Below are 23,455 nucleotides of genomic sequence, written 5' to 3' on the forward strand. Positions count from 1 at the left end.
CCTCTAATAATGCTTTATTTTAGCATATATTCAGTGTAACGAACAAACTTCTTACGTCTCTGCCATGCATGATCTAATTTGTTTATGTGGGCAGATACAGAAGTCCCTTCTTCCAGACACTTCCGATATCCATAAAGCCATTCTCTCAATAAATCGGCAGGAACTAATACGCCTTGTAACCACAAACGAGGGTATTCCACTTTCTTGAAAAGTTTTAAAAAGTCGGATTTACACGCTTCCATATGGGGAAGAAACCTTTGGGCTAATTGGATATCATCATAGATCTTTGGGCCATTGTATAAGAGGTCAAAATCAATAATTTTAATATTATAATGAGCATCTATTATAAAATTATGATGAGCGACATCACCATGGAGCCATAAATGTTTCCTCCATGACCTTTCTTCCAGTTCCCCCCAGGGATGATCGGTAAAACGAGCAAGTTGTTTTGTCATTGTAATATGAATTTCATCATACAATGTTTTTTTGCGGTGGGTCATAAACACATCTTTCGTGTCTTCAAATTGTTTTAAGCGATGGCCCCACTTGATATATAAAGGGTCTCTAGGAATAGACACCATGGAAATTCCTTGTGTGCTTCTATGAAATTGTCTCATTATAGAGTATGTTTTATGCCGATCTTCCTCCAATTTAAAATCTGCATGTCTTCCTTCAATCCATTTAAATATTCCCCACTCCCAGCCGAAATTGTTTTTCGTATAGCTTCCATCTGGAAAAGGAACAGGTATAGCAGCCATCTCTTCAGCATCATACCAGCTGTTGAAAAACCGGATTTGTTGAGTTAGTACTCTCGATCGTCGATAGCCCTTAATAAGGACTGGTTTCCCATTATAATAAGCTTTATATATTTTAGGTTTAATCGTTGAATGATAGGAAACATTCATCGCTGCGACCGTATAAAGCCAATTAAAAAGGCGATCCGTAAAAGAATCGCCCTTTCTATCTCTACTCGTCATCTTCATCATCATCTCGCCATGACTGGTTTTCATTCCAATTTTCCATAGGACCACCAGAAAATGGAGCTCCCCCCATATTATTCGGATTCATTGGCGGCTGATGCCATCCCCCTACTTGCGGATTTTCATGACAAGGTTGATGTGGCCATCCTCCCATTTGCGGATCAGCAAACATCGGCTGGTGTGACCAACCACCCACTTGCGGATTCATAAATGGATCCGGGTAACCACCATTCATGTGTGGCTGAGGATATCCATGCATCATCGGATCGTTGTGTTCACTACAACCACACCCCGGATCCGGCATATGTTGTGCAGGCATGTTCATATGAGGCTGCGGAGGGAATCCCATTTCATTTCCCTGCCAGGGCATCATTTGCTGCGGATGGTAAGGCTGCTGCATCATTGGATGGGGCGGACAGCAATAACAATCACTGTAAACCAACTGACCTTGAGGCATCATTTGACCCTCAGGCATCATAGGGTATGTCGGCATTTGCTGCATCGGCATATAATATTCTTCTTGGTCCGGTGAATTCATCCCATTTTCTTGTTCATTAGCCTTTGCTGCTGGTTTTTGCTGGGGTGCATTCGGCATAGATGCTGGCTGTTGTTGAGGTTCATTCGGCATAGGTGCTTTTGATTCAGGCTTCTTCTGAAAATCTTTTGATGCCGGTTTTTGATCAGGTGCGTTAGGTGCAGGCATCTGTGGTAAGTGGAATGTTGTATAGTAATTATGCATTGGCTTCTCCTGGATAGGCATATTCATCGGCATCATGGGCTTTTCCTTAATTGGCTGAGATTTAGGCTCGTATTTAGGCTTAGACTTAGGCATTTTTTCATCTTCTTTTATAACAGGAATTGGTTTAGGAGATTGATCCTTGTAAGGGTGTTTGGCAGCGTTTTCTTTCTTCGCTGGAGCTTCTTTCTTCTTCTGGGCCTCTTTTTTTGGTGCTTCTTTCTTTTGAGCTTCCTTCTTTGGTGCTTCTTTCTTTTGAGCTTCCTTCTTTGGCGCTTCCTTCTTCACCGACTTTGTCCCTTGGGGAACCTTGATCTTCATTCCTGGCATAATCATATCAGGATTAGAAAGTTGAGAATTTAAAGCTTTGAGCTGTTCAAAATTAACTCCATACTTTTTTGATATTTTCCAAAGTGTATCACCTTTTTGTACAATGTGAATTCTCACAGTTGCAACTCCTTTCCTGTGATCTATAATCGAAAAGACAATAATAGCTTCATAACACTCTATGCAACTAAACAGGAAAGGTTGATGAAATTGCCTATATTTATTTTTGGAGATTCAAAACAAAAGCGTAGGCGTCCCCTTTTTCCTATACAAAAAAACCCACATTCCTCTTTAAAGAGAATAATGCGGGTTATCTGTTATTAATTCGCCACTGAATCCATTTCTAATAAATAGCTAGGGTAGGTTCCAAGCAGTTTAAACGTACATCCTAACATCTCAAGCTCAGCTTTTACTCCAGGAAACAATACTTCATCATAGGGTTGATCGACGTCTATTAAGAAGAAATAGTTGCCAAGCCCTGTTTTCATTGGTCTGGATTCAATTTTAGATAGGTTCATCTTTCGCCAGGAAAATGCTGAAAGCACTTGATGAAGGGCCCCTACATAATCCTTAGGCAACGTAATCATAACGGTAGTTTTCTGTTTTATCGGTTGATGGGCTCTCGTCTCAAGCGGCAGGGGTGTATTCTGAACCACAGCAAACCGTGTATGATTATTATCGTAATCATGAATATTATGGGTTAAAATGTTCAAACCGTTTTGCTCTGCAGCTAAATGATTTCCAATTGCAGCCGAATGGACTCCCTGTTCTACAACCACCTCGGCGGCTTTAGCTGTGGAGGCCGTATAGGCTATTTCAGCTTCAGGATAATTTCTATAAAGAAATTGTTGACATTGAGCAATCGCCTGGTTGTGTGAATAAATGTGTGTTAGTTCTTCGCCATTATAATCCGGATGAACTAGGAAATGCTGGCGGATTGGTACGGTTAACTCCGTAACTACAGCTTGGTTCACTTCATGAATCAAATAATCAATCGTTAAATGCACCGAACCTTCGATAGAGTTCTCAATTGGTACGACCCCTAAGTCCACATCCCCGCGCTCAACCGCTTCCAGGCATGCTGGAATGCTTTCATAGCCAATAAATGGTCCTTCTTCAAAGAAGGCGTCAACAGCCATTTTAGTGAATGTCCCTTTTGGTCCAAGGTATCCTACTCGTTGCATAAAGCCTTCACTTCTCCTCACCTTAAGCTCCTGAACTTAAAATCTCCACTCGATCTACGAAGTCCAATTTATGAAGCTTTTGTAATAATTTCTCGATAGTATAAGTCATACCCGTTGTGTTTAAAGACAACGTTACATTCGCTTTCCCTTGCAATGGAATTGTTTGATGAATGGTCAAGATATTACATCCTGAATCTGCAACCGTTAATAATAGGTTTGAAAGTGTTCCGGTACGATCTTCTAAATGAAAGAATAATGTAATCATCTGTTCCTTTACCATCGCTTGGAACGGAAAAACAGCATCCCTATACTTATAAAAAGCACTGCGGGAAAGACCGACATGTTGAACAGCTTCAAAAATGGATTCCGCTTTGCTGCGTTCCAGTAATTCTTTTGCTTCGATCGTTTTCCTCATAGCATCAGGGAGAATATCACTACGGACTAAATAAAATTGCTCATTGTAATCCGCCATTACACTACCCCCTTAATCAACAAATTCGAATTCATAATCAAGAAGTCTAACCGTATCTCCATCTTTAGCTCCTCGTTTTCTAAGTTCTTCATCCACACCCATGCCGCGCATCTGTCTGGCAAATCTATTTATGGACTGATCTCGAGAAAAATCAGTACGCCTGAACACAGACTCAATTTTCTCACCATAAAGCACGTAGGCTCCATCATCGGCACGAGTAACTTTAAATGGGGCTTCTTCTTTTTCAAATTTATAAACAACTCGTTCGTCTACTTCTTCAATGGGCTGTTCTTCATACTTTGGAATTTCCTCAAGACGATCAGCTACCGCATACAAGAGTTCATCCAACCCATCTCCTGTCACTGTAGAAATCGGGAAAATAGGTACATCGCCGACTTTTTCCTTGAAGGATGCTAAATTTTCTTCCGCTTCAGGGATATCCATTTTATTAGCAATAATGATTTGAGGGCGCTTGGCTAACCGTTGATCATAGGAGGATAATTCATGATTAATCGTCACGTAGTCCTCATAAGGATCACGTCCTTCAAGTGATGCCATATCGATGATGTGTAAGATTAAACGCGTCCTCTCAATATGTCTTAAAAACTGATGTCCCAGACCAACCCCTTCATGGGCCCCTTCGATCAACCCTGGTAAATCCGCTAACACGAAACTACGGTGATCCTGACTTTCAACTACCCCTAAATTTGGAGCTAGAGTAGTGAAATGGTAATCAGCAATCTTTGGCTTGGCTGCTGTGACGACCGATAGAAACGTTGATTTACCAACACTTGGAAAACCTACAAGCCCAACATCAGCGAGCAGCTTCAGTTCAACTTGTACGTCCAACGCTTCTCCAGGTTCCCCGTTTTCTGCTATTTCAGGCGCAGGGTTCCTCGGCGTTGCAAACCGGGCATTTCCGCGCCCTCCTCGACCGCCTTTAGCTATAACAGCTGTCTGTTTATGCTCTGTTAAATCTGCGATTACTCTTTCAGTCTCAACATCCTTTACTGTAGTGCCGGGTGGAACACTGACCACCAAGGGTTGAGCATTTTTTCCATGCTGCTTCTGATTCATTCCATTTTCCCCGCGTTTGGCTTTAAAATGATGTTGATAACGAAAGTCCATGAGCGTGTTTAAGCCTTCATCCACTTCAAAAACGACGTCGCCTCCGTTCCCCCCATCACCTCCGGCAGGACCGCCCATCGGAACATATTTTTCACGACGATAGGCAACTAACCCATTTCCACCATCGCCGCCTTTAACAAATACCTTGACCTGATCTACAAACATAGTGATCACCTCTTATTCTATCTTCATTTCAACGGAAAGTTCATCCTCTTCGCAATAAGCGATAAAACCTTCCTCTTCCAGTTTTCTATTTAATCGTTCGGGATCTGAAAAGGTTCCCTTCCATTCCCAGCTTATACCAAACTGACCACTATTTATCCCCTGATAAACTTGTACACTACCTTCATAAAGTTCATCTTTTATACTGAATTCATCCAACAAAGTAAGTAAACGTTTCGCATAAGCCGTCACCTTTTGGTCATGACGGGGTAAATCAACATTTTCATGGATCGAATATACTAAACGGTATTGCTCTTGATTCCAATTAAATGTAAGCAGCCAAACAGAGAATTCATAAGCCCCACTATTTAACAGTCTGCGTTCCTGTTCCGACTCCTGGGAGATCCTATTGAGTTGCATTTGGAGCTTATCCATCTTTCCCATAGAAGCATATCCTTGGATTAATTGGATTTGATTCATCCAGTCATGACGCTTATGCCTTAGTATGGCAATTATCTCTTCTTTACTCAAATAAAACAGCCCCTCTACCCTGCATATTATTAAAAAGTATAGCAAAGTTCGACGAGAAACTGAATGATTATTAACAATGAAAAGCCACTCTTTCGGTGGAACTGCCATATTTTTCACAAATTACAAGAAAAAGCCGCGCTTATGCAATAGGCATAGGCGCGACTTACATGACGTATGAAACCATACTATATCGAATTAAGCTTCCTGTGCTACAGGATAAACGCTGACTTTCTTGCGGTTACGTCCGTAACGTTCGAACTTAACAACACCGTCCACTTTTGCGAAGAGTGTGTCATCTCCTCCGCGTCCAACGTTTTCACCAGGATATACCTTTGTTCCACGTTGACGGTAAAGAATGGATCCACCCGTTACAGATTGTCCGTCAGCACGTTTCGCTCCAAGACGTTTAGACTCAGAGTCACGGCCGTTTTTTGTACTACTTACACCTTTTTTAGAGGCAAAAAACTGCAAATCTAGACGTAGCATGGCTTTGCACCTCCTTACATTTGTGTGATTTTAATATATTGGCTGTATTCATATTCTATCGTTTCAAGTGAAACCTGCATGCCTTCAAGTAAGGTCTGGGCCTTGGAATGGGCAACTCCATCCAAATTTCCCGGCAAAGTTATTTTTAAATAACCGCCTTCCCCGCCCTGTGTAACATCAGGATCAATTTCACAAAGACTTTCAATGGCATTCACTGCACCAAAGGTTACAGCAGAAACTGCAGCACACACTAAGTCATGGCCATAAGGTCCGCTCTCCGCATGTCCGGTAATTTCAAAACCTGTGATGTCTCCATGAGTGCGAAACATAGATACATTAATCATCGTCAGTGTCCCTTACGCCTTGATGCTCTCAACAACAAGTTTCGTGTACGGTTGACGGTGACCTTGTTTGCGTTTGTAGTTCTTTTTCGGCTTGTATTTAAAGACAGTCAATTTCTTCTGACGACCTTGTTTTTCAACTTTCGCCGTTACAGAAGCACCATCTACGAAAGGAGCTCCGACTTTTGTGTCGTCACCGCCTACGAAAAGAACTTTATCAAAAGTAACAGTTTCACCAGCTTCTCCGTTTACTTTCTCAACGTAGATTTCCTGGCCTTCCTGAACTTTGATTTGCTTACCACCAGTTTCAATAATTGCGTACATACTTGCACCTCCTTAAATTCACTCAGACTCGCCATTCAGGTACCGCTATACGGTTTCAAAACCTGTTCTGTGCGGTTGTAGCATGAAGTGCTACTTAAATAACATATCGATGTTACCACAGATCAAAACAAGTTGTCAACATAATACCCGCGCCGTTTGATGGCTTCGCGTATCATAGTTAATGACCCTTCAAGCTCTATTTGCCATCCCGGCACCTCAGATGCCTTTCTAACAAATAGCTCCTGTGGAATTTTACTAGAAATATCGTTAGAAAGCAATTGTTTTTTCCGTTCGTAAAGACTAGGGGAAATGGCTATAAGCACAGCTTCGCTCTGTATATTCTCGATCAGCTCACGTTCTAAACGAAAGAGAAGTGTATCCTCTGAAAAAGAAGGACTCTGCGAAGCCCTTAATTCACCAATTATGTTCGTCCACGTGCGTTTTCTGGTCATTTCCATTAATCCAAGTTTTGTCATCCCTAAAACCGTCACAACTACAGGATCTTTTTTGACAACCGTTTTCATGTAACGAAGCAGTTCTTTCTCATGTTTTGTTTCCCGCATAGAGATAAAGTCAATTAAAATCATACCTGAAATATTCCGCAATTGAATTTGCTTAGCCACTTCTTTCGCTGCTTCCTTATTCATTTCCAGCTTTTGAAAAGAAGACAGTGATTTCTGTTTATATTTGGAGCTGTTAACATCTATAACAGTCATGGCTTCTGTATGTTCAATAATCAATTCCATGCCCTGTTCAGTCCGAACAACAGGCTGAATAAGTTGAGACTGTACTTCATTAATTGATTTTCCAGTATAACTAGAAACAGTTTTAACCCACTTCACTTTTTCTGCAAGCAATGGATAACGATTTTTAATCGACTGACTTAATTGACTATTATCCACAACAATTTCTTTCACCTTGGATAGCGGGTGCTTGCGAATCAGTTGATCAGGTAATATTGGATCGTCAACCATTTTTCTTATTTTAGCAGTGGACTCCCGAAGCATAAGTGACTCCCATTGACTTCTCAACTGATTGATTTCATTCAAAATGATCGTGTCTGATACGTTCGCAGCGGCCGTACGTACGATCACTCCTTCTTCTGACCGAAGCTGTTCATTGACCAGTGACGTTAACTTTCCTGCCTGCACTGAATCCATTTTCTTTGATACTGATATTCTTTTTCCAAAAGGCTGATAAATGACTAACATTCCGGGAACAGTGATATCGGCACTTAGCTGAGCACCTTTCACCCCAATGGGTTCTTTAGTCACTTGTACGATTAGTGATTGTCCCTCAGTTAACGTACTTTCGATCGGGGCATGTGCCCATGGAATAGACTCCCTTCTTAAGAACCCCTTTCGTTCTTCCCCGATATCAATAAATGCTGCTTGCAGATCTTTGTTGACTTGACCGACTTTTCCTAAATAAATCGAACCCGAAAGTATTTTAACCTTCGGGTGAGTTGATATATATTCAATGATCTCGTTATTTTCGATCACAATACCTACTTGCTCGCTCGTCTGTGTTTGTACGGCAATTGTCCTCATCTGACCCCTCTTTTAGTGTAAAATTTTCGGAAGATCCCCCATTCGGAGGCTTGTCTTCTTCTGATCCATAAACATTCGAAGACATTCTTGTTCATCTACTATATATAAACCTGGTTTTCGTTTCAATATATAAAGATGCCTGCGATTCGCATGAACATTTTTTAAAACCCTGCGGATAGGGGTATTTGGGTCAATGGACAGGTACTCAATCTTTAATTTCTCTGGGTCTCTTTGAACACTGTACATTAGAAATCTCATGAATGTAAATGTTCGCCTCTTCCATTCCAAGCTGTTTTCTACAAGTAAAAAAACGGCTAATAGCATTCCGGCAAGAGTCATCCTTTCTTCTATCAGCAGGATGCCAATGGCGGATAGGATACAGGAAAAAGAGATCCATAAGGTTACCTTTATGCTTCTTTGGAAGGAGATCAATTGTGTTAGTACATAAAACAATAACTTGCCCCCATCAAGGGGCCAAATAGGTAATAAATTTAATAATAAGATGATCCGATTATAATGGACAGCGGTTTCTATGAGTGGGTGAGGGCCGATGAAAGATTGGAGTACGAAAAGCAGAACGGCTATCCATACGTGTTGAAATGGACCTGCCAAGATAACATGAACCTGCTCCTTAAATGGTTTGGCTGAATGTTCTTCGCTTACCACGGCACCGCCAAACAGCCAGAACTCAATATGGGAAACGCGCCAGCCATAGTAACGCGCTGCGGTAAAATGCCCCCATTCATGAAGGGCGACGATCGAAAATAAGACGATGAACTCATAAAACGCACCAGTAAGAAAGGCAGAAAAGGCCAGAAGGAAGAATAAAGGATGAATGCGCACTCTATTTATGATTAGTCAGACCCTTCATCCACTTTCATGGCTTGAATCGGATCTAGATATTGCTCGTCCCTTTTAACCGCAAAGAAAAACTCTTTGGTTTCCCCTTCTGCCGGGTCTAACTGCGCAATTGCCTCTTGTGCTTCTATATGCTCGTATAAGTGAACATTGATGGAAGATAAAAACCCATAAATCGTGTTTGTTCCATCTTTGTGCTGGACAATAATGGTTTTATTTGTTTGGTCATCATTCCCAGCAAATATGACAGTTCCTGACTTAACTGCCTTTACAGCTGACCCGCCATCTGTTGTCATGACAATTCCTCGACCATGATTTTGAAAGGGTTTTGTAACTGTTCCATTCACTGGTAAAGCTAACTCCTTGCTCTGGTTTCCATCTTTAGACTGAACTAGTTGCAATGGATCGCCGAACCGTTCGTTATACCAAGCAGTTACACTCGCAAATGGGAACTCCTCTTCAAGCTGATTTACCACCCATGTTTCAGGTGCTGCGGTAATGGCCAAATTCGTTTTTTGACTAACGAACATCCCTGTAAATAACAAAACTGAACACATAACTTGTACACCTAAATAAGAAGAGCGTTTTTTACTAGGAGTCTTTCCTCTAAACCCTCCCGTTACGATGGGAGGGAATCCATGCATCTCTTCATCTTGTGGAGGTGCAATTCTTCTGCTGGTTGGGTCATGCCCCGCTGACTTCACTTTATGTTTTTTGCGTTGAGCTATACTTTTACGTACATAGTCAATGTTTCGATTCACTCTAACCCCTTCTCTCTTCCATCTTTTCTATCATTCTATGGGGAGGAAATCGTGAATATGAGTCGTTTGATTTCAACAAACGTATAATTTCTTTCAGGAAGGTCAAGGGGTACTATAAATTCTCTTAAAAAAACGGCTTTCCAACACATTGCTGGAAAGCCGTTAATGTAACTGATGCTAAGCCCGTAAACCGAAGAAGCGTTTAACTTTGGCCATAAGAGTTAAATCTTCCTCTAGGCTTAGCAGCGGGACAGATTCCCCTAAGATTCGTCTCGCAATATTTCGATAAGCAAGCGAGGATTTTGTATTAGGCTGGAGCGCGACAGGTTCCCCTTTATTGGAGCCTGTTATGACCGCATCATCATCGATCACAATACCTAATAAGTCAATAGAAAGAATATTGACAATTTCATCTACATCCAGCATATCGCCATTCTTCATTAAATGATTTCGAATTCGATTGATTACGAGCTTTGGAGGTTCAATATCCTCCTGCTCCAATAACCCAATGATACGATCGGCATCGCGCACACTAGACTTCTCAGGCGTTGAAATGACGATGGCACGATCTGCACCAGATACCGCGTTTTTGTACCCCTGTTCGATTCCAGCAGGACAATCGATAATCACATAGTCATAATCTTGTTTTAATTCATCAACAATGGCTTTGATACCTTCTGGCGTAACTGCGGATTTGTCGGATGTCTGAGCGGCCGGCAATAGATGAAGACAGTCAAAACGTTTATCGGTAATTAAAGCTTGTTTCGTTTTACAGCGTTCCTCTACTACATCTACAATATCGTAAATGATGCGATTCTCAAGCCCCATCACTACATCTAAGTTTCTAAGCCCAATGTCGGTGTCCACAAGGCATACTTTCTTATTCTGAAGAGCCAGAGCGGTTCCCAAGTTAGCCGTAGTTGTCGTTTTACCAACTCCACCCTTTCCAGAAGTAATTACAATAGCCTCACCCATTAAGCATTCTCCTTTCAAAACTAGCCAAGTCCGGTCTTCTTCTCGTAACTTCCTGGAGGGAGTCGATTCGAATGCAGCCTTTCACTTCATCAATAAAGCCGCACTCCATGTAAACTCCCTCTGACTCATAATCAGGGGCGCGAGATAATTGATCCGCGATCCGAAGCTGATTAGGCTTCATGTAGGACGCTGCAATAATCGCCTCTTCATCACCTTCAGTCCCAGCATGAGCCACCCCTCTTAAACGCCCCATAATAAAGATATTACCTGTAGCCATCACTTGTCCTCCAGGATTTACATCCCCGATTAATAACATGTCGCCACGGACTTCAACGACTTGACCTGAGCGAATCGTTTTCAAAATAGGAGTGACTTCGGTATTTTCTTTCCATGCCAGCGCTTCTTTTTTTGTCATAACTTCCGATTCGATAGCTTCTACAACCAGCCTCTGTTTCTCACGAACAATTTCTTTTAAAGTTTCCTGTTGCTGCGTACTTAAATACCGTTTACCCAGCCGGATCGTAACACGGATCATGGGTTCATCATGATCCACTCCGTTAACGGAAAGCTTCTGTTCTAGTTCATGTATAATTGACTCAAATGAACATTGATCATTTAAGTTAAGAATTAATCCATCTCTTGTCCCTTTTATCGTTACTATTTGACCGTTCACTGCCACAAGCCCTCACCTCAAAGTCTTAAACAATTCTCTTTCTCTTTTCTACGCACTGGTTAACTCTTCTGACCATTGCTCTAAACGATTTTTCACACATGGATATAAAATGATGAAAAATATCATATTACCCGCCACTGTCGGAAGCAGACGCGATGTCGCGTAATTCCCCCATGAAATCGTCGTGACTTGTACGAAAGAATAGATCATGTACAGCATTGTGTCAGCTAGAGCCACGCTAAGTATCGCTAACAATGAAGCCACGATAAAATTCGCATGAACTAATTCCTTTAGCCCATGCAAAACATAGGCTGTCATCGCATATGTCGCCATATAAACTCCAAGCACTCCTGTATATACAACGTCAATTAACAGGCCAAAGATCATTCCATACCAAATGGCATGATATGTATGATCTTTATCGTAGAAAATAGCAATGATGACAATGAAGCACAGTACCCAGTGAGGAGTAACAAGTAAATCTGAATATACAATATTGGCTGGTAATAAACTCATGGCCATCCCCTGTATAGCGAGGAGGATGAACAGTACTGCAGGGATTATATAACGCCTCATTGTTGTTCTCCCCCACCTTGTTCTTCCTCCATAATAGTTTGCATGTCCCGATCAACGACCATGACGTGATTGATATCAAACAAGTCTGCAAAAGGTTCAACATATGCAGTTTTAGTTAAACCAAATTGATCGTTGACTACTTCATCGATCTTACCGATTCTAAGATTTTCAGGAAAAACACCGCCAAGGCCAGAGGATATCACTACATCACCTTTTTTAAGCTCAACATCCTGTTTAATCCCCTCTAAGAGAAGACGCCCGCTTTCCCTGTCATATCCTTCAATTAAACCAAACACATTATCTTCACCTTCTCGAACAACCCATGAAGAAATTTTGTTCGAACGGTCAAAACCACTTAACAGCTGGACAGTGGAGTGGAAAGCACCTACAGACTTGATTTTACCTACCATGCCCTCACTCGTAATGACAGCCATATCTTTAGCCACTCCGTGTTCTTCTCCTCTATTGATAGTCATTTGTTCAAACCATCGCTCAGAACTGCGGGCGATGACAGTAGCTTGAATAGGGGTGTAACCACTTAATGATTCTGTTTTATCAATTGTTGCTCTTAATTCTTCATTTTCTTTTTTCAACTGCTGATTTTTTTGAATAAGTCCCTTATATTCAGCAAGACGCGATTTCAGAACTTCATTTTGTTCATAAACATGGAACATATCTTGAATATTGTTTGTGGTATTTGTTACTAATTGGATCGGCGAGTGAAAAATAGATTGAGCCCAGCCCACCGTATCCTGGATAAACTTTTCCGGAACAGTTAATTCAGTACGATCTCTCATTGAAAAACCTATAAGTACTACTAAGATGACGAAACCGATTAATACGGTCATTAGTCTTTTTTTGCGAATAAAAGAAGGCATAAAAGCGTCTCCTTATTCCGGTTTCGGGCGAGACGCTACATTAGGTTGAGATCTAAAATGCTGAATGTATTCCAGAGATTTCCCTGTACCTATTGCTACACAGTCTAGGGGCTCATCCGCTATGAAGACAGGCATATTCGTTTCCTCGCTAATAATAGAGTCCATGTTATTTAGCAGAGCCCCGCCGCCCGTCAGGACGATTCCACGCTCCATAATATCTGAAGCCAGCTCTGGTGGTGTTTTCTCCAGGGTATTCTTCACAGTTTCCACAATGGATTCTACTGTATCCTGAAGAGCGACAACGATTTCCTCAGATTTAACGGTAATCGTTTTCGGTAAACCACTTAACAGATCACGCCCGCGAATATCCATTTCTTCATAACTCTTAAAATTACCTGCACCGCCAATTTCCATTTTTACTTCTTCCGCCGTTCTTTCTCCAATCATGAGGTTATACGTTTTACGGACATACTGAATAATCGCATCATCCATTTCATCACCAGCCACCCGGATGGATTGGCTCGTTACAATTCCACCTAAAGAAATGATGGCTACTTCAGTCGTACCTCCCCCGATATCGACGACCATACTACCCGTTGGCTCCCATACAGGCATGCCTGCTCCAATTGCTGCAGCAAATGGCTCCGCAATGGGAAAAGCATCTTTTGCACCTGCTTGCTTTGTTGCATCAATAACAGCTCGTTCTTCTACCATAGTAATGCCAGAGGGTACACAGACCATTACATTTGGCTTACTGGCAAACGTAGAACGTGTTTTTAAAGCCTGCTTAATATAATGCTTCATCATTTGAGCTGTTGTTTCATAGTCGGCAATAACCCCGTCTTTCATTGGTCGAACGACAGATATGTATCCGGGTGTGCGCCCAATCATATTTCTTGCGTCATTTCCTACCGCTTCAATATCTCCTGTATGAGCATTCTTCGCCACTACAGAAGGTTCTCGTAAAATAATACCTTTATTTTTTAAAAAAACTAATGTATTTGCAGTTCCCAGGTCAATTCCTAGATCTTGAGAAAATCCAAATAAACCCAATCTTATCTTCCTTTCTAAAACCCGTTTTACCAAACAGGAAGAACATCTATTTTTTATGAGAAGAAGCGCCAATTATAAGTTTATCCTTATAAATGGCGCTCATATAGTTCATCAATTTAATTATACGAAAAATCATAGAAAATAGATAGTGTTACAAGTATCCTTTTTCTTTTAATGAAATGAACTTTCTGTCACCAATGACAAGATGATCTAATAATTCTATCCCAATCATCTTACCACATTCCTGTAATCTCCTGGTAACTTGAATGTCTTCCTGGGATGGGGTAGGGTCGCCGGAAGGATGGTTATGAGCGCAAATAATTGAAGCAGCCGAACGTTTGACTGCTTCCTTAAAGACTTCACGCGGGTGTACGATCGAGGCGTTTAAACTTCCGATGAAAATCGTCTGACGGTGGAGAACCTGGTTTTTCGTGTTCAAAAATAAAACAATAAAATGTTCCTGCTTTAATTCACGCATTTCTTCCATTACAAAATCGGCCCCATCTTCTGGACTGCGAATCATATACCTTTGCACAGGTTTCATCTGCTGAATCCTTCGGCCAAGCTCAATTGCCGAAAGAATAAGAACTGCCTTAGCGGCTCCAATCCCTCGAATAGCCGTTAATTCTTCAATGGTCGCATCCTTTAAGAGTATGACTCCTTCGAAATGAATCAACAGCCTCTGAGCAAGTGAGGTGACGGATTCTTGTTTCGTACCACTTCCTAGTAAAATAGCCAGCAGTTCTTGGTTCGATAACTGACCTGCTCCAAGTTCTATTAATCTTTCTCTCGGCCGATCCTCTCTGGGTATATCCTTAATCATGATACTCGTTTCAGCCATTGATACTTCGCACCCCTTCTTATCCATTCCTCAAAAGAAAGGTGCTCAGCCAGGCGTGATCTTAAAGGCGGCCACCTCCCTCGTTAATCTGGAAAGTGGTAACCCGACAATATTAAAATAATCTCCTTCAATTTTTTCTACTAGAAGTGCTCCTGAACCTTGAATACCATATCCTCCGGCTTTGTCCAACGATTCCTGCTTGCTTAAATACCACTCAATCTGATCATACGACAATGTCCAAAAATATACGTTTGTACTCGCTACGAAGGAAACCCAGAGACGGCTGTCCCTAATCGAAACACCTGTATAGACTTTATGACATTTCCCACTCAATTGCTTCAACATAGAATAGGCCTCATCTTCGTTCATAGGTTTGCCCATCAATTGGCCACCCATATAAACAATTGTGTCGGCCGTCACCACCACTTCGTTTGGCGATCGTGAAATGGCTTCATTCTTCTGTTCTGCAAGGTTCTGTACAACATCTTCTGGCTTCAAATCTTCTGAAATCACTTCATTTACTGAACTTGAGCGAACTTCAAAAGAAAAACCAGCTTGTAACATAAGGTCTTTCCTTCGAGGTGAAGCCGAGCCTAATATAAGGTTAGGCAAAGAGGCACATCCTTTCTTTTGAGGTACTCATAGTTTACACAAAAACAAGTCTTCATAAGATAGCCTGCTTTCAATTTATGACAGCTCATATCTAAGGAGAAATAGTCAATTTCATAGGTGAAGGTTGATTTTTTAAACAGCTAAAGGAATCACTGTTTTGATTATTACTATTTTTTCATTTGCTCAAGGGCCTGTGCAAACCTAAGCCAGACAACCCCATTTTCTCCTTCATTTGCCCACGCTTTTAAAGCATTAGAGAAATCTCCATCTGCATGTTCTGTTTCTTGCCACGCCGTCAGGAGCTGCTCCCTTTCCTCCACAGGCACATCAGCAAAAGACTTTCCTTCCAGATGTTGTACGATCGTATTCACCACCGAAGACTGCGCCTCAGAAACTTCCACACTTCCCGCTGAAATGGACCATGTTTTCGTGTATGTTGGGATGTCATCAGCTGAAAGTTCGGCTGCAATCAGTTCAACTTCTGCTTGATTCGCTCCACTCCCTGCAAGTAAATAAAATTGTGAATCGCGTTCCCATATAACAGACGGCAAAGATTGTTCTGTTAAATTTGCTTGCCACTCATTGGCTTTACCTTCAGTTGAAAAAACACCAGCTTGGACAATTAGTTTATCTAATTCAGGAAAATCAACAGGGACGGTGTCTGCAGGTGCGGGTTGCACAGCCTTTGTATCTGCATTGGCCGCTCCGCTAGTTGTACTTGTATCATCTGTAACAGATACAAACATTCGCAATAATAAAAAACCAAGCGCTAAACTAATCACTAATGCTGTAACAATAGATAGTCCTATATTTTTCATAAACGGCGGACCGCTGGATTTCTTTCCCTTATACGGCATTTCATGTACATGCATCTGCGTCGGTTCTCCCCAATAATCATAGGAGTCTTTGGCATTGGTGGAAGCTGCCTGTTCTTTTTTAGCTTGAACAATTTCCTGTTTAATTGGATCTTCCTTTTTTCGTAACGAAATAGAGATTTTATTATTTCGGCTCATTCTATATCACTCCTGCTAGGGTTTCTACCAACCCTATCACAGGGATTATAAAAAACTAGCTGAATTTTGTCATGTGTCTTTCGACAAGTTCCCCTGTTAGAGAAAGAATCGATTTATATACCATTCCGTCATTTTTGTACCGTAGAAAAATGAAATAATCGTGCCGGCAGCGATAAAAGGGCCGAAAGGAAAGGGCTGATGTCTGGATATCAAACCAGAGCGAAGAAGAACGGAGCAAACAATTGCGCCCATTACAATGGCTGAAAAGAAAGCGACGAGTAACAGCTTTGTTCCTAAAGCGAATCCAACTAAGCCGAGCAGTTTCATATCTCCGCCTCCCATCCCTCCGCGGCTTAACATGATAATCATAGCAGTACCAAATAGACCAACTGAAGCGCCCAATAGAAAACCCCACCATAAACCTGATGGTACGAATATTCGATAAATCATGAGCAATACGAAAAAAAACACAAGGATGTTATCCGGGATAATCATATAATTTAAGTCACTCACAATAATGATATGAAGCAACGAGAGCAGTAATAGAGCTAAAACTAACCTTGGTTGAAATCCTAACAGTATAAAACTAAACATAAATGATATTCCGCTGGTACATTCCATTAGCGGATAAAGAAGAGGAATTTTCTGTTTACAGTAACGGCAGCGGGCGCCAAGGAGGAGGTAAGAAATGAGGGGAATGAGATCGAACCAGGACAATGAGTGAAGACACTTTGGACAATACGAGCGCTTTCGTTTGAGAAATTCTCTTTTCGGAACACGCAAACCGACAACATTGAAAAAAGAACCAAACAATAGGCCAAGTAATAAAAAGTAAAAGCTAAAAACAATAGTCATTATGCTTACACCTTTTTCTATTTAATTTTTATTAGAAGTACAAACGGTTGAACAATGTTATTCAACCGTCTGTCTCATGTTTTCATAGCCAGCCACACGATTACGACCGCTCTGTTTTGCTCCAACATACATTGCCCTGTCTGCCAATCTCGTTATTTCAATAAGTTCCTCACAGTGATCCGGATATGTCGCTACTCCTATACTTGCAGTAATATGTATTTTCTTTGGAGTTTGTCCGCTCAACATATGAGCGTAAGAAAGAAAAGATTCTCCACTGATAGCCTGACGAATTTTCTCAGCAAGACGAAGCGCTCTCTCTGTGGAGCACTGAGGAAGCAATATAACAAACTCTTCTCCGCCATAACGGGCCACGATGCCTTGAGAGCTAACTGCGTTTATTAATCGCTCGCCTAACTGACAAAGAATTTCATTGCCGCTTTCATGCCCATATGTATCATTGACGGATTTAAAATGATCAATATCAAGTAAGATCATTGAAGCCGGTTCTTTGATTTGAGCCTCCGCAAATTGATTAGACATTTCTGCAACATATTTTTCAAAAAAACGATAGTTGTAGAGTCCAGTTAGAGGACAGCGTTCGTTTTCGGATTTTGCTTTTTCATGATGACGTGCATTCTCTATAGCTACAGTCAGATAACTTCCAAGTATAGTTAGAATCATATACTGATACTTCATAAATGCTCGTTTTTTATTAGAATATAAAGTTATAATGCTTACGATCTCACTGTTCCGTGAAATAGGTATAGAAAGCACTGATTCTCCACCTTCAGGGGTGTACTCACTCTGTAGATGCTTCCAGTCCTTTTTAGCATGGTAATGTCTGCCTTTCTCCATTGCCCATGTATCTCCGCTAATGCTTTCACCAGGACCCAGCTCAATATTGGGGAAATTCATACGTCCTGAACGGTCATAGAATCTAATTAATTTAATACAGCGTCCAGGAACTACATCAAACACGTAAATATAGTCCAAAGGAAGCATACTGCTCACTCTATCGATGAATATGTCTAATATTTCTTTGACGCTATAATTGCCTGTTAACTCATGCCCAATGTCTCCTGTTTTTTGTAAGTACTCATTGACTCGTTTACTGTTGTGATACAACAGAAGCATGATAGAAATGAAAATAAAAGGTAAGCCAATAACATAAATTGCTGCAGCGCCAATTTGAGCATAAAGAATGTAGAGCATAAGGCCTACTGGGGCAACAAGCATAGTTGTAAGCAACTCCCAAATAACACCTTGATCGAACCATTTTGTCTCTTTTCCGTGTACATGTCTGCTTACTGAACTAATAAGCAATTGATTGATAATAATTTGAACAATCGGATAAGCAAGAATAGGTATAATATCTGAAAATGAATTCAATGCTTCTCTGCCATGATCCCCACCGAGTATGTAATAAATCAATGCTGAACAAACAGACACAACGAAGAACAGAAGTTGGTTAAGCGGAACACGATACAATCCAGCTAACCCGACTCTTACCTTAATCATTAAGATAATTAAGGCTATTTGAGTTACGAGCACTTCTACAAATAATCCAAAATATAAAAACACAGCAAAACTGATTCCGTGAGTGAAAAATACAGGGTGATCTCCAATTAGCAGAGGAAATAATGCAATAATGGAAGCAAGTACAATAAAAGAAATAATATCCAATTCATAACCAGAGTAGGTGAAGGAAGAATTTGTGTAGAGCGTGTACATCCCTATCGGCCATGTCATAAACCAAATTATGATGATCGAAAGCTTTTTACTAGAAGAAACCATTCATCCCCCACCCTCCGTAAGTCCTTTTTCCTATATGTAACTTTTCAGATCATTAATATAGTACCACACAAGGCCTTATTATTCAAAATTTTTCCTTATTTCGGAAATAAAGTACAAAGATCCCGTGATAAGCAGGACGTCTGATTCATTCATCGTTTGCCTGATTTCCTCCAGGGCTCGTTTATAATTCATACGAACGTACAGTCGATTATGTGAGATAAGTTGGGAGATTTCTTCCGCCTTCATTGCTTTAGGAAAATCAAATTGGGTCACCCATAACTCATCGGCTATTCCCTTTAGCTGTGTTAACATCTCCTCTACTGGCTTATCTCTTAAAGCAGCATACATAATGATAATCCTGTTATCATTATAATGTTTCATCATGGTCTTTATTAATGCTGTTGTTCCTTCCTGATTGTGAGCTCCATCCAGAATAATTTGAGGCTGCTCAGAAACTTTCTCAAAACGAGCTGGCCAAAAGGTCGACTCAATGCCCGTTTCATAATAGTCGCGATCCATTATAAAATCTGCAGCTTTAAGCAATTCCATAGCATAAAGAGCTAAGGAGGCATTTTTAATTTGATGTTCTCCCTTTAACCGTGAAAAGAGAGTAGATACTTCGTAATCAGAGGTGGTAAATGAAAAACACTCTCCATTTTGCACACTTTTTAGATGAGTGCTCGTAAAGCTTTTACCAAACATAAATACAGGAGCTTGCTGTTTCGCTGCCTTCTGATTTATAACCTGCATCACATCGTCTCTTTCTGCTCCAGTAATAACAGGAGTTTCCTCTTTTATAATCCCGGCCTTTTCATAAGCTATCTGTTCATAGCTGTCGCCCAGGATCCCCATATGATCTAACCCTATATTCGTAATAATGGATAAAACGGGCTGAATGATATTCGTTGAATCTAATCTTCCTCCAAGTCCTGCTTCAAACAGAGCAAAATCTAAAGAATGACGTGAGAAGTATAGAATAGCCATTGCTGTGATCACTTCAAACTCTGTAGGCTCTCCCCAAACTGTATCAGCTAATTGTTCTGCAAGTGGTTTAATATCGAGGACAAGTTCCGCGAGTTCTTCATCATCAATCTGAATTCCATTGATGCTAATCCTCTCATTAAAACGCGTGATATAAGGTGACGTAAAACTCCCCACAGCATACCCTTGTTTCTGTAACAGATTCCGTAAAAATGTCAATGTTGAACCTTTTCCATTCGTTCCTGCAATATGGATAGAAGTTATCTTTTTCTCCGGATGGCCCAACCTCTCCATCATCCATTTCATTCGGTTTAAACCAGGCTTAACTTTAAATTTTTCACGTGAATGAATCCATTGTAGGGCTTCATAATAATTCATCTATACAACCTTCCTTCAAAAAAGAGGAGAGCATTCGCTTGAATACCCTCCAATAACTTTATGCTTTAAGTTCTTTGATTCGAGCTTCTACTTTACCACGTTTATCCAGGTAATCCTGTTCTTTCTTACGTTCTTCTTCGACAACGTGCTCAGGAGCTTTATTCACAAATCCTTCATTTGAAAGTTTTTTCTGAACACGATCTACTTCTTTATCCCACTTGTGCCATTCGTTTTCTAAGCGTTTAATTTCGTCATCAATATTAATTAAGCCAGCAAGAGGAAGGTAAAGTTCCGCACCTGTTATTACCGCAGACATTGCTTTTCCAGGCGCTTTAAGATCAGTACCAATAGTAAGTTCACTAGGGTTACAGAAACGCTCCAAATAGCTTCGGTTTTTCTCGAGTTCTTCAGCCACAGTCTCGTCTTTGGCCTGAATCAACAATTGAATTTCCTTGGACATTGGTGTATCAACTTCAGCTCGGATATTACGGACAGAACGAATGATCGCTACTAAACGTTCCATTTCCGCAACGGCCGTTTTGTTGTGATGTTCCTTTTTCACCTGCGGCCAGGCAGCCTGCGTGATCGATTCTCCTTTATGAGGCAAGTGCTGCCAGATTTCTTCCGTAATAAACGGCATAAACGGATGGAGCATACGCATAATTTGATCTAAGGTGTATGCTAAGATCGAACGTGTTGTATGAATGCGGGCTTCATCTTCCCCGTAGAGTGGAAGTTTGGCCATTTCGATATACCAGTCACAAAACTCATCCCATATGAAGTTGTATAAGTGACGGCCTGCTTCTCCAAATTCATATTTGTCGATATTGCGCGTTACCTGATCAATTGTTTCATTTAAACGAGTGAGAATCCAATCATCAGCCACTGATTTTTCACCGGATAAATCAATGTCTTCATAGGTTAAATCACCCATATTCATTAAAGCAAACCGTGAAGCATTCCAAATCTTATTAGCAAAATTCCACGTGGACTCAACTTTCTCCCACTGGAAGCGCAGGTCCTGACCTGGAGCGGAGCCGGTGGAAAGGAAGTAACGCAATGAATCAGCCCCGTATTTCTCGATTACATCCATTGGGTCTACTCCGTTACCAAGCGACTTACTCATCTTGCGACCTTCTGCATCACGAACGAGTCCATGAATGAGCACATCTTCAAATGGACGACGGTCAGTAAATTCAATCGACTGAAAAATCATCCGGCTGACCCAGAAGAATATAATATCGTACCCTGTAACAAGCGCATTGGTAGGGAAGTATCGCTGGAAATCTGCATTATCTTCTGCAGGCCACCCCATCGTAGAGAACGGCCATAAAGCGGACGAAAACCAAGTATCAAGTACATCTTCATCCTGTTTCCAATTCTCAGGATCCGCAGGAGCTTTCTTTCCCACATAAATTTCGCCAGTTTCTTTATGGTACCAGGCAGGAATTCTATGTCCCCACCAAAGCTGACGGGAAATACACCAATCACGAATGTTCTCCATCCAGCGCAAGTATGTTTTCTCAAAACGGTCCGGGACGAAATGAACTTTATCATTACTGTTTTGTAAGTTTATGGCTTGTTTTGCGAGCGGCTCCATATTAACAAACCATTGTGTGGATAAATACGGTTCCACCACAGCTCCACTTCGCTCAGAATGACCAACAGAGTGCAGATGGTCTTCAATTTCAAAAAGAACGCCTTCTGCTTGCAAGTCCTTGACAATTTGTTTACGACACTCAAATCGATCCATACCCTGATATTGCGCAGCCTGATCATTCATCGTCCCATCTTCATTCATAACCAGGACACGTTTCAAATTATGGCGGTTACCAATTTCAAAATCATTAGGATCATGCGCTGGGGTAATTTTAACCGCTCCCGATCCAAATTCCATTTCCACATAGTCATCCGCCACGATTTCCAGTTCCCGCCCAATGATTGGCAGAATTGCTTTCTTACCAATGAGGTGTTTGTATCGATCATCCTCAGGGTGAACAGCAATTGCGGTATCTCCAAGCATTGTCTCCGGACGGGTTGTAGCAATCTCTATCGTACCTTCTCCATCCTTTAAAGGATAGCGCATGTGATAAAAAGCACCCTGGACATCCTTGTATTCCACCTCTATATCTGAGAGTGCTGTTTTTGTCGCTGGGTCCCAGTTGATTATATATTCTCCACGGTAAATCAAATCTTTTTCATAAAGTTTTACAAACACTTCCTTAACAGCATCTGATAATCCATCATCAAGTGTAAAGCGCTCACGTGAGTAATCGAGCCCTAGACCCAATTTTTCCCATTGGGTTCGAATAAATTGGGCGTATTCCTTCTTCCATTCCCATGACTTCTCTAGAAAGTCCTCTCGCCCAAGATCATAGCGAGTGGTGCCCTGTTCTTTAAGTTTCGCTTCCACCTTTGCCTGTGTAGCAATGCCGGCATGATCCATCCCAGGGAGCCAAAGCACGTCATATCCTTGCATGCGTTTAACGCGTGTCAAAATATCTTGTAATGTCGTATCCCAGGCATGACCTAAGTGCAGTTTACCGGTAACATTCGGCGGCGGAATAACAATAGTATAAGGTTCTTTATTTTTATCACCTGTCGCTTCAAAAAATTTGCCGTCTACCCAGTATTGGTAGCGATCCTTTTCGACTGCAGCCGGATCATATTTTGTTGGCATGGTTACATCATTTTGCTCCATGAATCTGTTCCTCCTTTAATACTTTCGTGAAATAAAAAAATCCCCTTCATCCTCAAAAAGGACGAAAGAGATTACTATCCGTGGTACCACCTTTATTCACAGGGAATTCCCTGCACACTTCATAAATTCTTAACGGCTTTGAACCGGCTTCTTCTACTTAACATTCAAAGAAACTGCATCCAGGGCGACCTTCCATCAATAAACTGACTAGGAAACTTCCAGCATATGTTTCCCTCTCTGAAGCGCTTATTCATGTACTCTTCCCTATCACGGCATTTCACATAT

Annotated in this window: 24 protein-coding genes and 2 other annotated features; all 24 genes read right to left on the minus strand. The window is 41.2% G+C overall.

Annotated elements, in window-relative coordinates; all coding sequences use genetic code 11:
* Positions 1–14: 14 nt before the first annotated feature.
* Complete coding sequence (locus B5354_RS19220; protein WP_245804826.1) at positions 15–1,010, minus strand: phosphotransferase; 996 nt, start codon at positions 1,008–1,010, stop codon at positions 15–17.
* Positions 967–2,163, minus strand: a complete 1,197-nt coding sequence (safA, locus tag B5354_RS19225) for a SafA/ExsA family spore coat assembly protein (RefSeq protein WP_079530398.1) — start codon at positions 2,161–2,163, stop codon at positions 967–969. The genes B5354_RS19220 and safA overlap by 44 nt, the downstream gene beginning before the upstream one ends.
* Before the next feature lie 200 nt (positions 2,164–2,363).
* Positions 2,364–3,227 carry a prephenate dehydratase gene (pheA, locus tag B5354_RS19230; protein WP_079530645.1) on the minus strand — a complete coding sequence of 288 codons (864 nt, stop codon included), beginning with the start codon at positions 3,225–3,227 and terminating at the stop codon, positions 2,364–2,366.
* A gap of 22 nt (positions 3,228–3,249) precedes the next feature.
* Positions 3,250–3,699, minus strand: coding sequence for an ACT domain-containing protein (locus tag B5354_RS19235; RefSeq protein WP_079530399.1), 450 nt, complete (start codon positions 3,697–3,699; stop codon positions 3,250–3,252).
* 12 nt (positions 3,700–3,711) lie between these two features.
* A complete protein-coding gene (gene obgE / locus B5354_RS19240; protein WP_079530400.1) occupies positions 3,712–4,992 on the minus strand; it encodes a GTPase ObgE in 1,281 nt (426 codons plus the stop codon).
* Between the two features lie 12 nt (positions 4,993–5,004).
* Positions 5,005–5,520 (minus strand): Spo0B domain-containing protein, encoded by a 516-nt coding sequence (locus tag B5354_RS19245; RefSeq protein ID WP_139377174.1) that lies wholly within the window; start codon positions 5,518–5,520, stop codon positions 5,005–5,007.
* Between the two features lie 195 nt (positions 5,521–5,715).
* Entirely contained in the window at positions 5,716–6,006 is a 291-nt protein-coding gene (gene rpmA / locus B5354_RS19250; protein WP_079530402.1) for a 50S ribosomal protein L27, read from the minus strand.
* A gap of 14 nt (positions 6,007–6,020) precedes the next feature.
* Positions 6,021–6,350: a ribosomal-processing cysteine protease Prp gene (locus B5354_RS19255; protein ID WP_079530403.1), complete on the minus strand. Its 330-nt coding sequence runs from the start codon at positions 6,348–6,350 to the stop codon at positions 6,021–6,023.
* A gap of 12 nt (positions 6,351–6,362) precedes the next feature.
* Entirely contained in the window at positions 6,363–6,671 is a 309-nt protein-coding gene (rplU, locus tag B5354_RS19260) for a 50S ribosomal protein L21 (RefSeq protein ID WP_079530404.1), read from the minus strand.
* A 14-nt stretch (positions 6,672–6,685) separates the two neighbouring features.
* Positions 6,686–6,758, minus strand: a sequence feature (ribosomal protein L21 leader region).
* A 35-nt stretch (positions 6,759–6,793) separates the two neighbouring features.
* Positions 6,794–8,221, minus strand: a complete 1,428-nt coding sequence (locus B5354_RS19265; protein WP_079530405.1) for a ribonuclease E/G — start codon at positions 8,219–8,221, stop codon at positions 6,794–6,796.
* Positions 8,222–8,233: 12 nt separating this feature from the next.
* Positions 8,234–9,064 carry a site-2 protease family protein gene (locus B5354_RS19270; RefSeq protein ID WP_079530406.1) on the minus strand — a complete coding sequence of 277 codons (831 nt, stop codon included), beginning with the start codon at positions 9,062–9,064 and terminating at the stop codon, positions 8,234–8,236.
* Positions 9,065–9,075: 11 nt separating this feature from the next.
* A complete protein-coding gene (locus B5354_RS19275; RefSeq protein ID WP_079530407.1) occupies positions 9,076–9,840 on the minus strand; it encodes a M23 family metallopeptidase in 765 nt (254 codons plus the stop codon).
* A gap of 177 nt (positions 9,841–10,017) precedes the next feature.
* On the minus strand, positions 10,018–10,815 hold the full coding sequence (minD, locus tag B5354_RS19280) for a septum site-determining protein MinD (RefSeq protein ID WP_079530408.1): 798 nt from the start codon (positions 10,813–10,815) through the stop codon (positions 10,018–10,020).
* Positions 10,808–11,494: a septum site-determining protein MinC gene (minC, locus tag B5354_RS19285; RefSeq protein WP_079530409.1), complete on the minus strand. Its 687-nt coding sequence runs from the start codon at positions 11,492–11,494 to the stop codon at positions 10,808–10,810. The genes minD and minC overlap by 8 nt, the downstream gene beginning before the upstream one ends.
* A 42-nt stretch (positions 11,495–11,536) precedes the next feature.
* Positions 11,537–12,064 carry a rod shape-determining protein MreD gene (gene mreD, locus B5354_RS19290; RefSeq protein ID WP_079530410.1) on the minus strand — a complete coding sequence of 176 codons (528 nt, stop codon included), beginning with the start codon at positions 12,062–12,064 and terminating at the stop codon, positions 11,537–11,539.
* Positions 12,061–12,942, minus strand: a complete 882-nt coding sequence (gene mreC, locus B5354_RS19295; protein ID WP_079530411.1) for a rod shape-determining protein MreC — start codon at positions 12,940–12,942, stop codon at positions 12,061–12,063. Before mreC ends, mreD begins: the two co-directional genes overlap by 4 nt.
* 12 nt (positions 12,943–12,954) lie before the next feature.
* On the minus strand, positions 12,955–13,995 hold the full coding sequence (locus tag B5354_RS19300; RefSeq protein ID WP_079530412.1) for a rod shape-determining protein: 1,041 nt from the start codon (positions 13,993–13,995) through the stop codon (positions 12,955–12,957).
* Positions 13,996–14,146: 151 nt separating this feature from the next.
* Positions 14,147–14,836 carry a RadC family protein gene (radC, locus tag B5354_RS19305; protein WP_079530413.1) on the minus strand — a complete coding sequence of 230 codons (690 nt, stop codon included), beginning with the start codon at positions 14,834–14,836 and terminating at the stop codon, positions 14,147–14,149.
* A gap of 45 nt (positions 14,837–14,881) precedes the next feature.
* Positions 14,882–15,448 (minus strand): Maf family protein, encoded by a 567-nt coding sequence (locus B5354_RS19310; protein ID WP_281252766.1) that lies wholly within the window; start codon positions 15,446–15,448, stop codon positions 14,882–14,884.
* Between the two features lie 167 nt (positions 15,449–15,615).
* A complete protein-coding gene (locus B5354_RS19315; RefSeq protein ID WP_079530415.1) occupies positions 15,616–16,461 on the minus strand; it encodes a hypothetical protein in 846 nt (281 codons plus the stop codon).
* 96 nt (positions 16,462–16,557) lie between these two features.
* Positions 16,558–17,316, minus strand: coding sequence for a prepilin peptidase (locus B5354_RS19320; RefSeq protein WP_079530416.1), 759 nt, complete (start codon positions 17,314–17,316; stop codon positions 16,558–16,560).
* Between the two features lie 57 nt (positions 17,317–17,373).
* On the minus strand, positions 17,374–19,110 hold the full coding sequence (locus B5354_RS19325) for a sensor domain-containing diguanylate cyclase (RefSeq protein WP_079530417.1): 1,737 nt from the start codon (positions 19,108–19,110) through the stop codon (positions 17,374–17,376).
* A 78-nt stretch (positions 19,111–19,188) separates the two neighbouring features.
* On the minus strand, positions 19,189–20,469 hold the full coding sequence (locus tag B5354_RS19330) for a bifunctional folylpolyglutamate synthase/dihydrofolate synthase (protein ID WP_079530418.1): 1,281 nt from the start codon (positions 20,467–20,469) through the stop codon (positions 19,189–19,191).
* 58 nt (positions 20,470–20,527) lie between these two features.
* The gene (locus B5354_RS19335; RefSeq protein ID WP_079530419.1) at positions 20,528–23,170 is read right to left on the minus strand and encodes a valine--tRNA ligase; all 2,643 of its coding nucleotides are present in this window, start codon (positions 23,168–23,170) and stop codon (positions 20,528–20,530) included.
* 54 nt (positions 23,171–23,224) lie between these two features.
* Positions 23,225–23,450, minus strand: a binding site (T-box leader).
* Positions 23,451–23,455: the final 5 nt, after the last annotated feature.

Origin of the sequence: Halobacillus hunanensis (assembly GCF_900166655.1) — a bacterium.
GTDB lineage: Bacteria > Bacillota > Bacilli > Bacillales > Halobacillaceae > Halobacillus_A > Halobacillus_A hunanensis.

Bases quoted from the DNA above. Each gene is read 5' to 3' on its own strand.
- B5354_RS19220 (WP_245804826.1), bottom strand. From the start codon at position 1,010: ATGAAAACCAGTCATGGCGAGATGATGATGAAGATGACGAGTAGAGAT.
- pheA (WP_079530645.1), bottom strand. From the start codon at position 3,227: ATGCAACGAGTAGGATACCTTGGACCAAAAGGGACATTCACTAAAATG.
- B5354_RS19235 (WP_079530399.1), bottom strand. From the start codon at position 3,699: ATGGCGGATTACAATGAGCAATTTTATTTAGTCCGTAGTGATATTCTC.
- obgE (WP_079530400.1), bottom strand. From the start codon at position 4,992: ATGTTTGTAGATCAGGTCAAGGTATTTGTTAAAGGCGGCGATGGTGGA.
- rpmA (WP_079530402.1), bottom strand. From the start codon at position 6,006: ATGCTACGTCTAGATTTGCAGTTTTTTGCCTCTAAAAAAGGTGTAAGT.
- B5354_RS19255 (WP_079530403.1), bottom strand. From the start codon at position 6,350: ATGATTAATGTATCTATGTTTCGCACTCATGGAGACATCACAGGTTTT.
- rplU (WP_079530404.1), bottom strand. From the start codon at position 6,671: ATGTACGCAATTATTGAAACTGGTGGTAAGCAAATCAAAGTTCAGGAA.
- B5354_RS19265 (WP_079530405.1), bottom strand. From the start codon at position 8,221: ATGAGGACAATTGCCGTACAAACACAGACGAGCGAGCAAGTAGGTATT.
- minD (WP_079530408.1), bottom strand. From the start codon at position 10,815: ATGGGTGAGGCTATTGTAATTACTTCTGGAAAGGGTGGAGTTGGTAAA.
- mreD (WP_079530410.1), bottom strand. From the start codon at position 12,064: ATGAGGCGTTATATAATCCCTGCAGTACTGTTCATCCTCCTCGCTATA.
- mreC (WP_079530411.1), bottom strand. From the start codon at position 12,942: ATGCCTTCTTTTATTCGCAAAAAAAGACTAATGACCGTATTAATCGGT.
- radC (WP_079530413.1), bottom strand. From the start codon at position 14,836: ATGGCTGAAACGAGTATCATGATTAAGGATATACCCAGAGAGGATCGG.
- B5354_RS19315 (WP_079530415.1), bottom strand. From the start codon at position 16,461: ATGAGCCGAAATAATAAAATCTCTATTTCGTTACGAAAAAAGGAAGAT.
- B5354_RS19320 (WP_079530416.1), bottom strand. From the start codon at position 17,316: ATGACTATTGTTTTTAGCTTTTACTTTTTATTACTTGGCCTATTGTTT.
- B5354_RS19325 (WP_079530417.1), bottom strand. From the start codon at position 19,110: ATGGTTTCTTCTAGTAAAAAGCTTTCGATCATCATAATTTGGTTTATG.
- B5354_RS19330 (WP_079530418.1), bottom strand. From the start codon at position 20,469: ATGAATTATTATGAAGCCCTACAATGGATTCATTCACGTGAAAAATTT.
- B5354_RS19335 (WP_079530419.1), bottom strand. From the start codon at position 23,170: ATGGAGCAAAATGATGTAACCATGCCAACAAAATATGATCCGGCTGCA.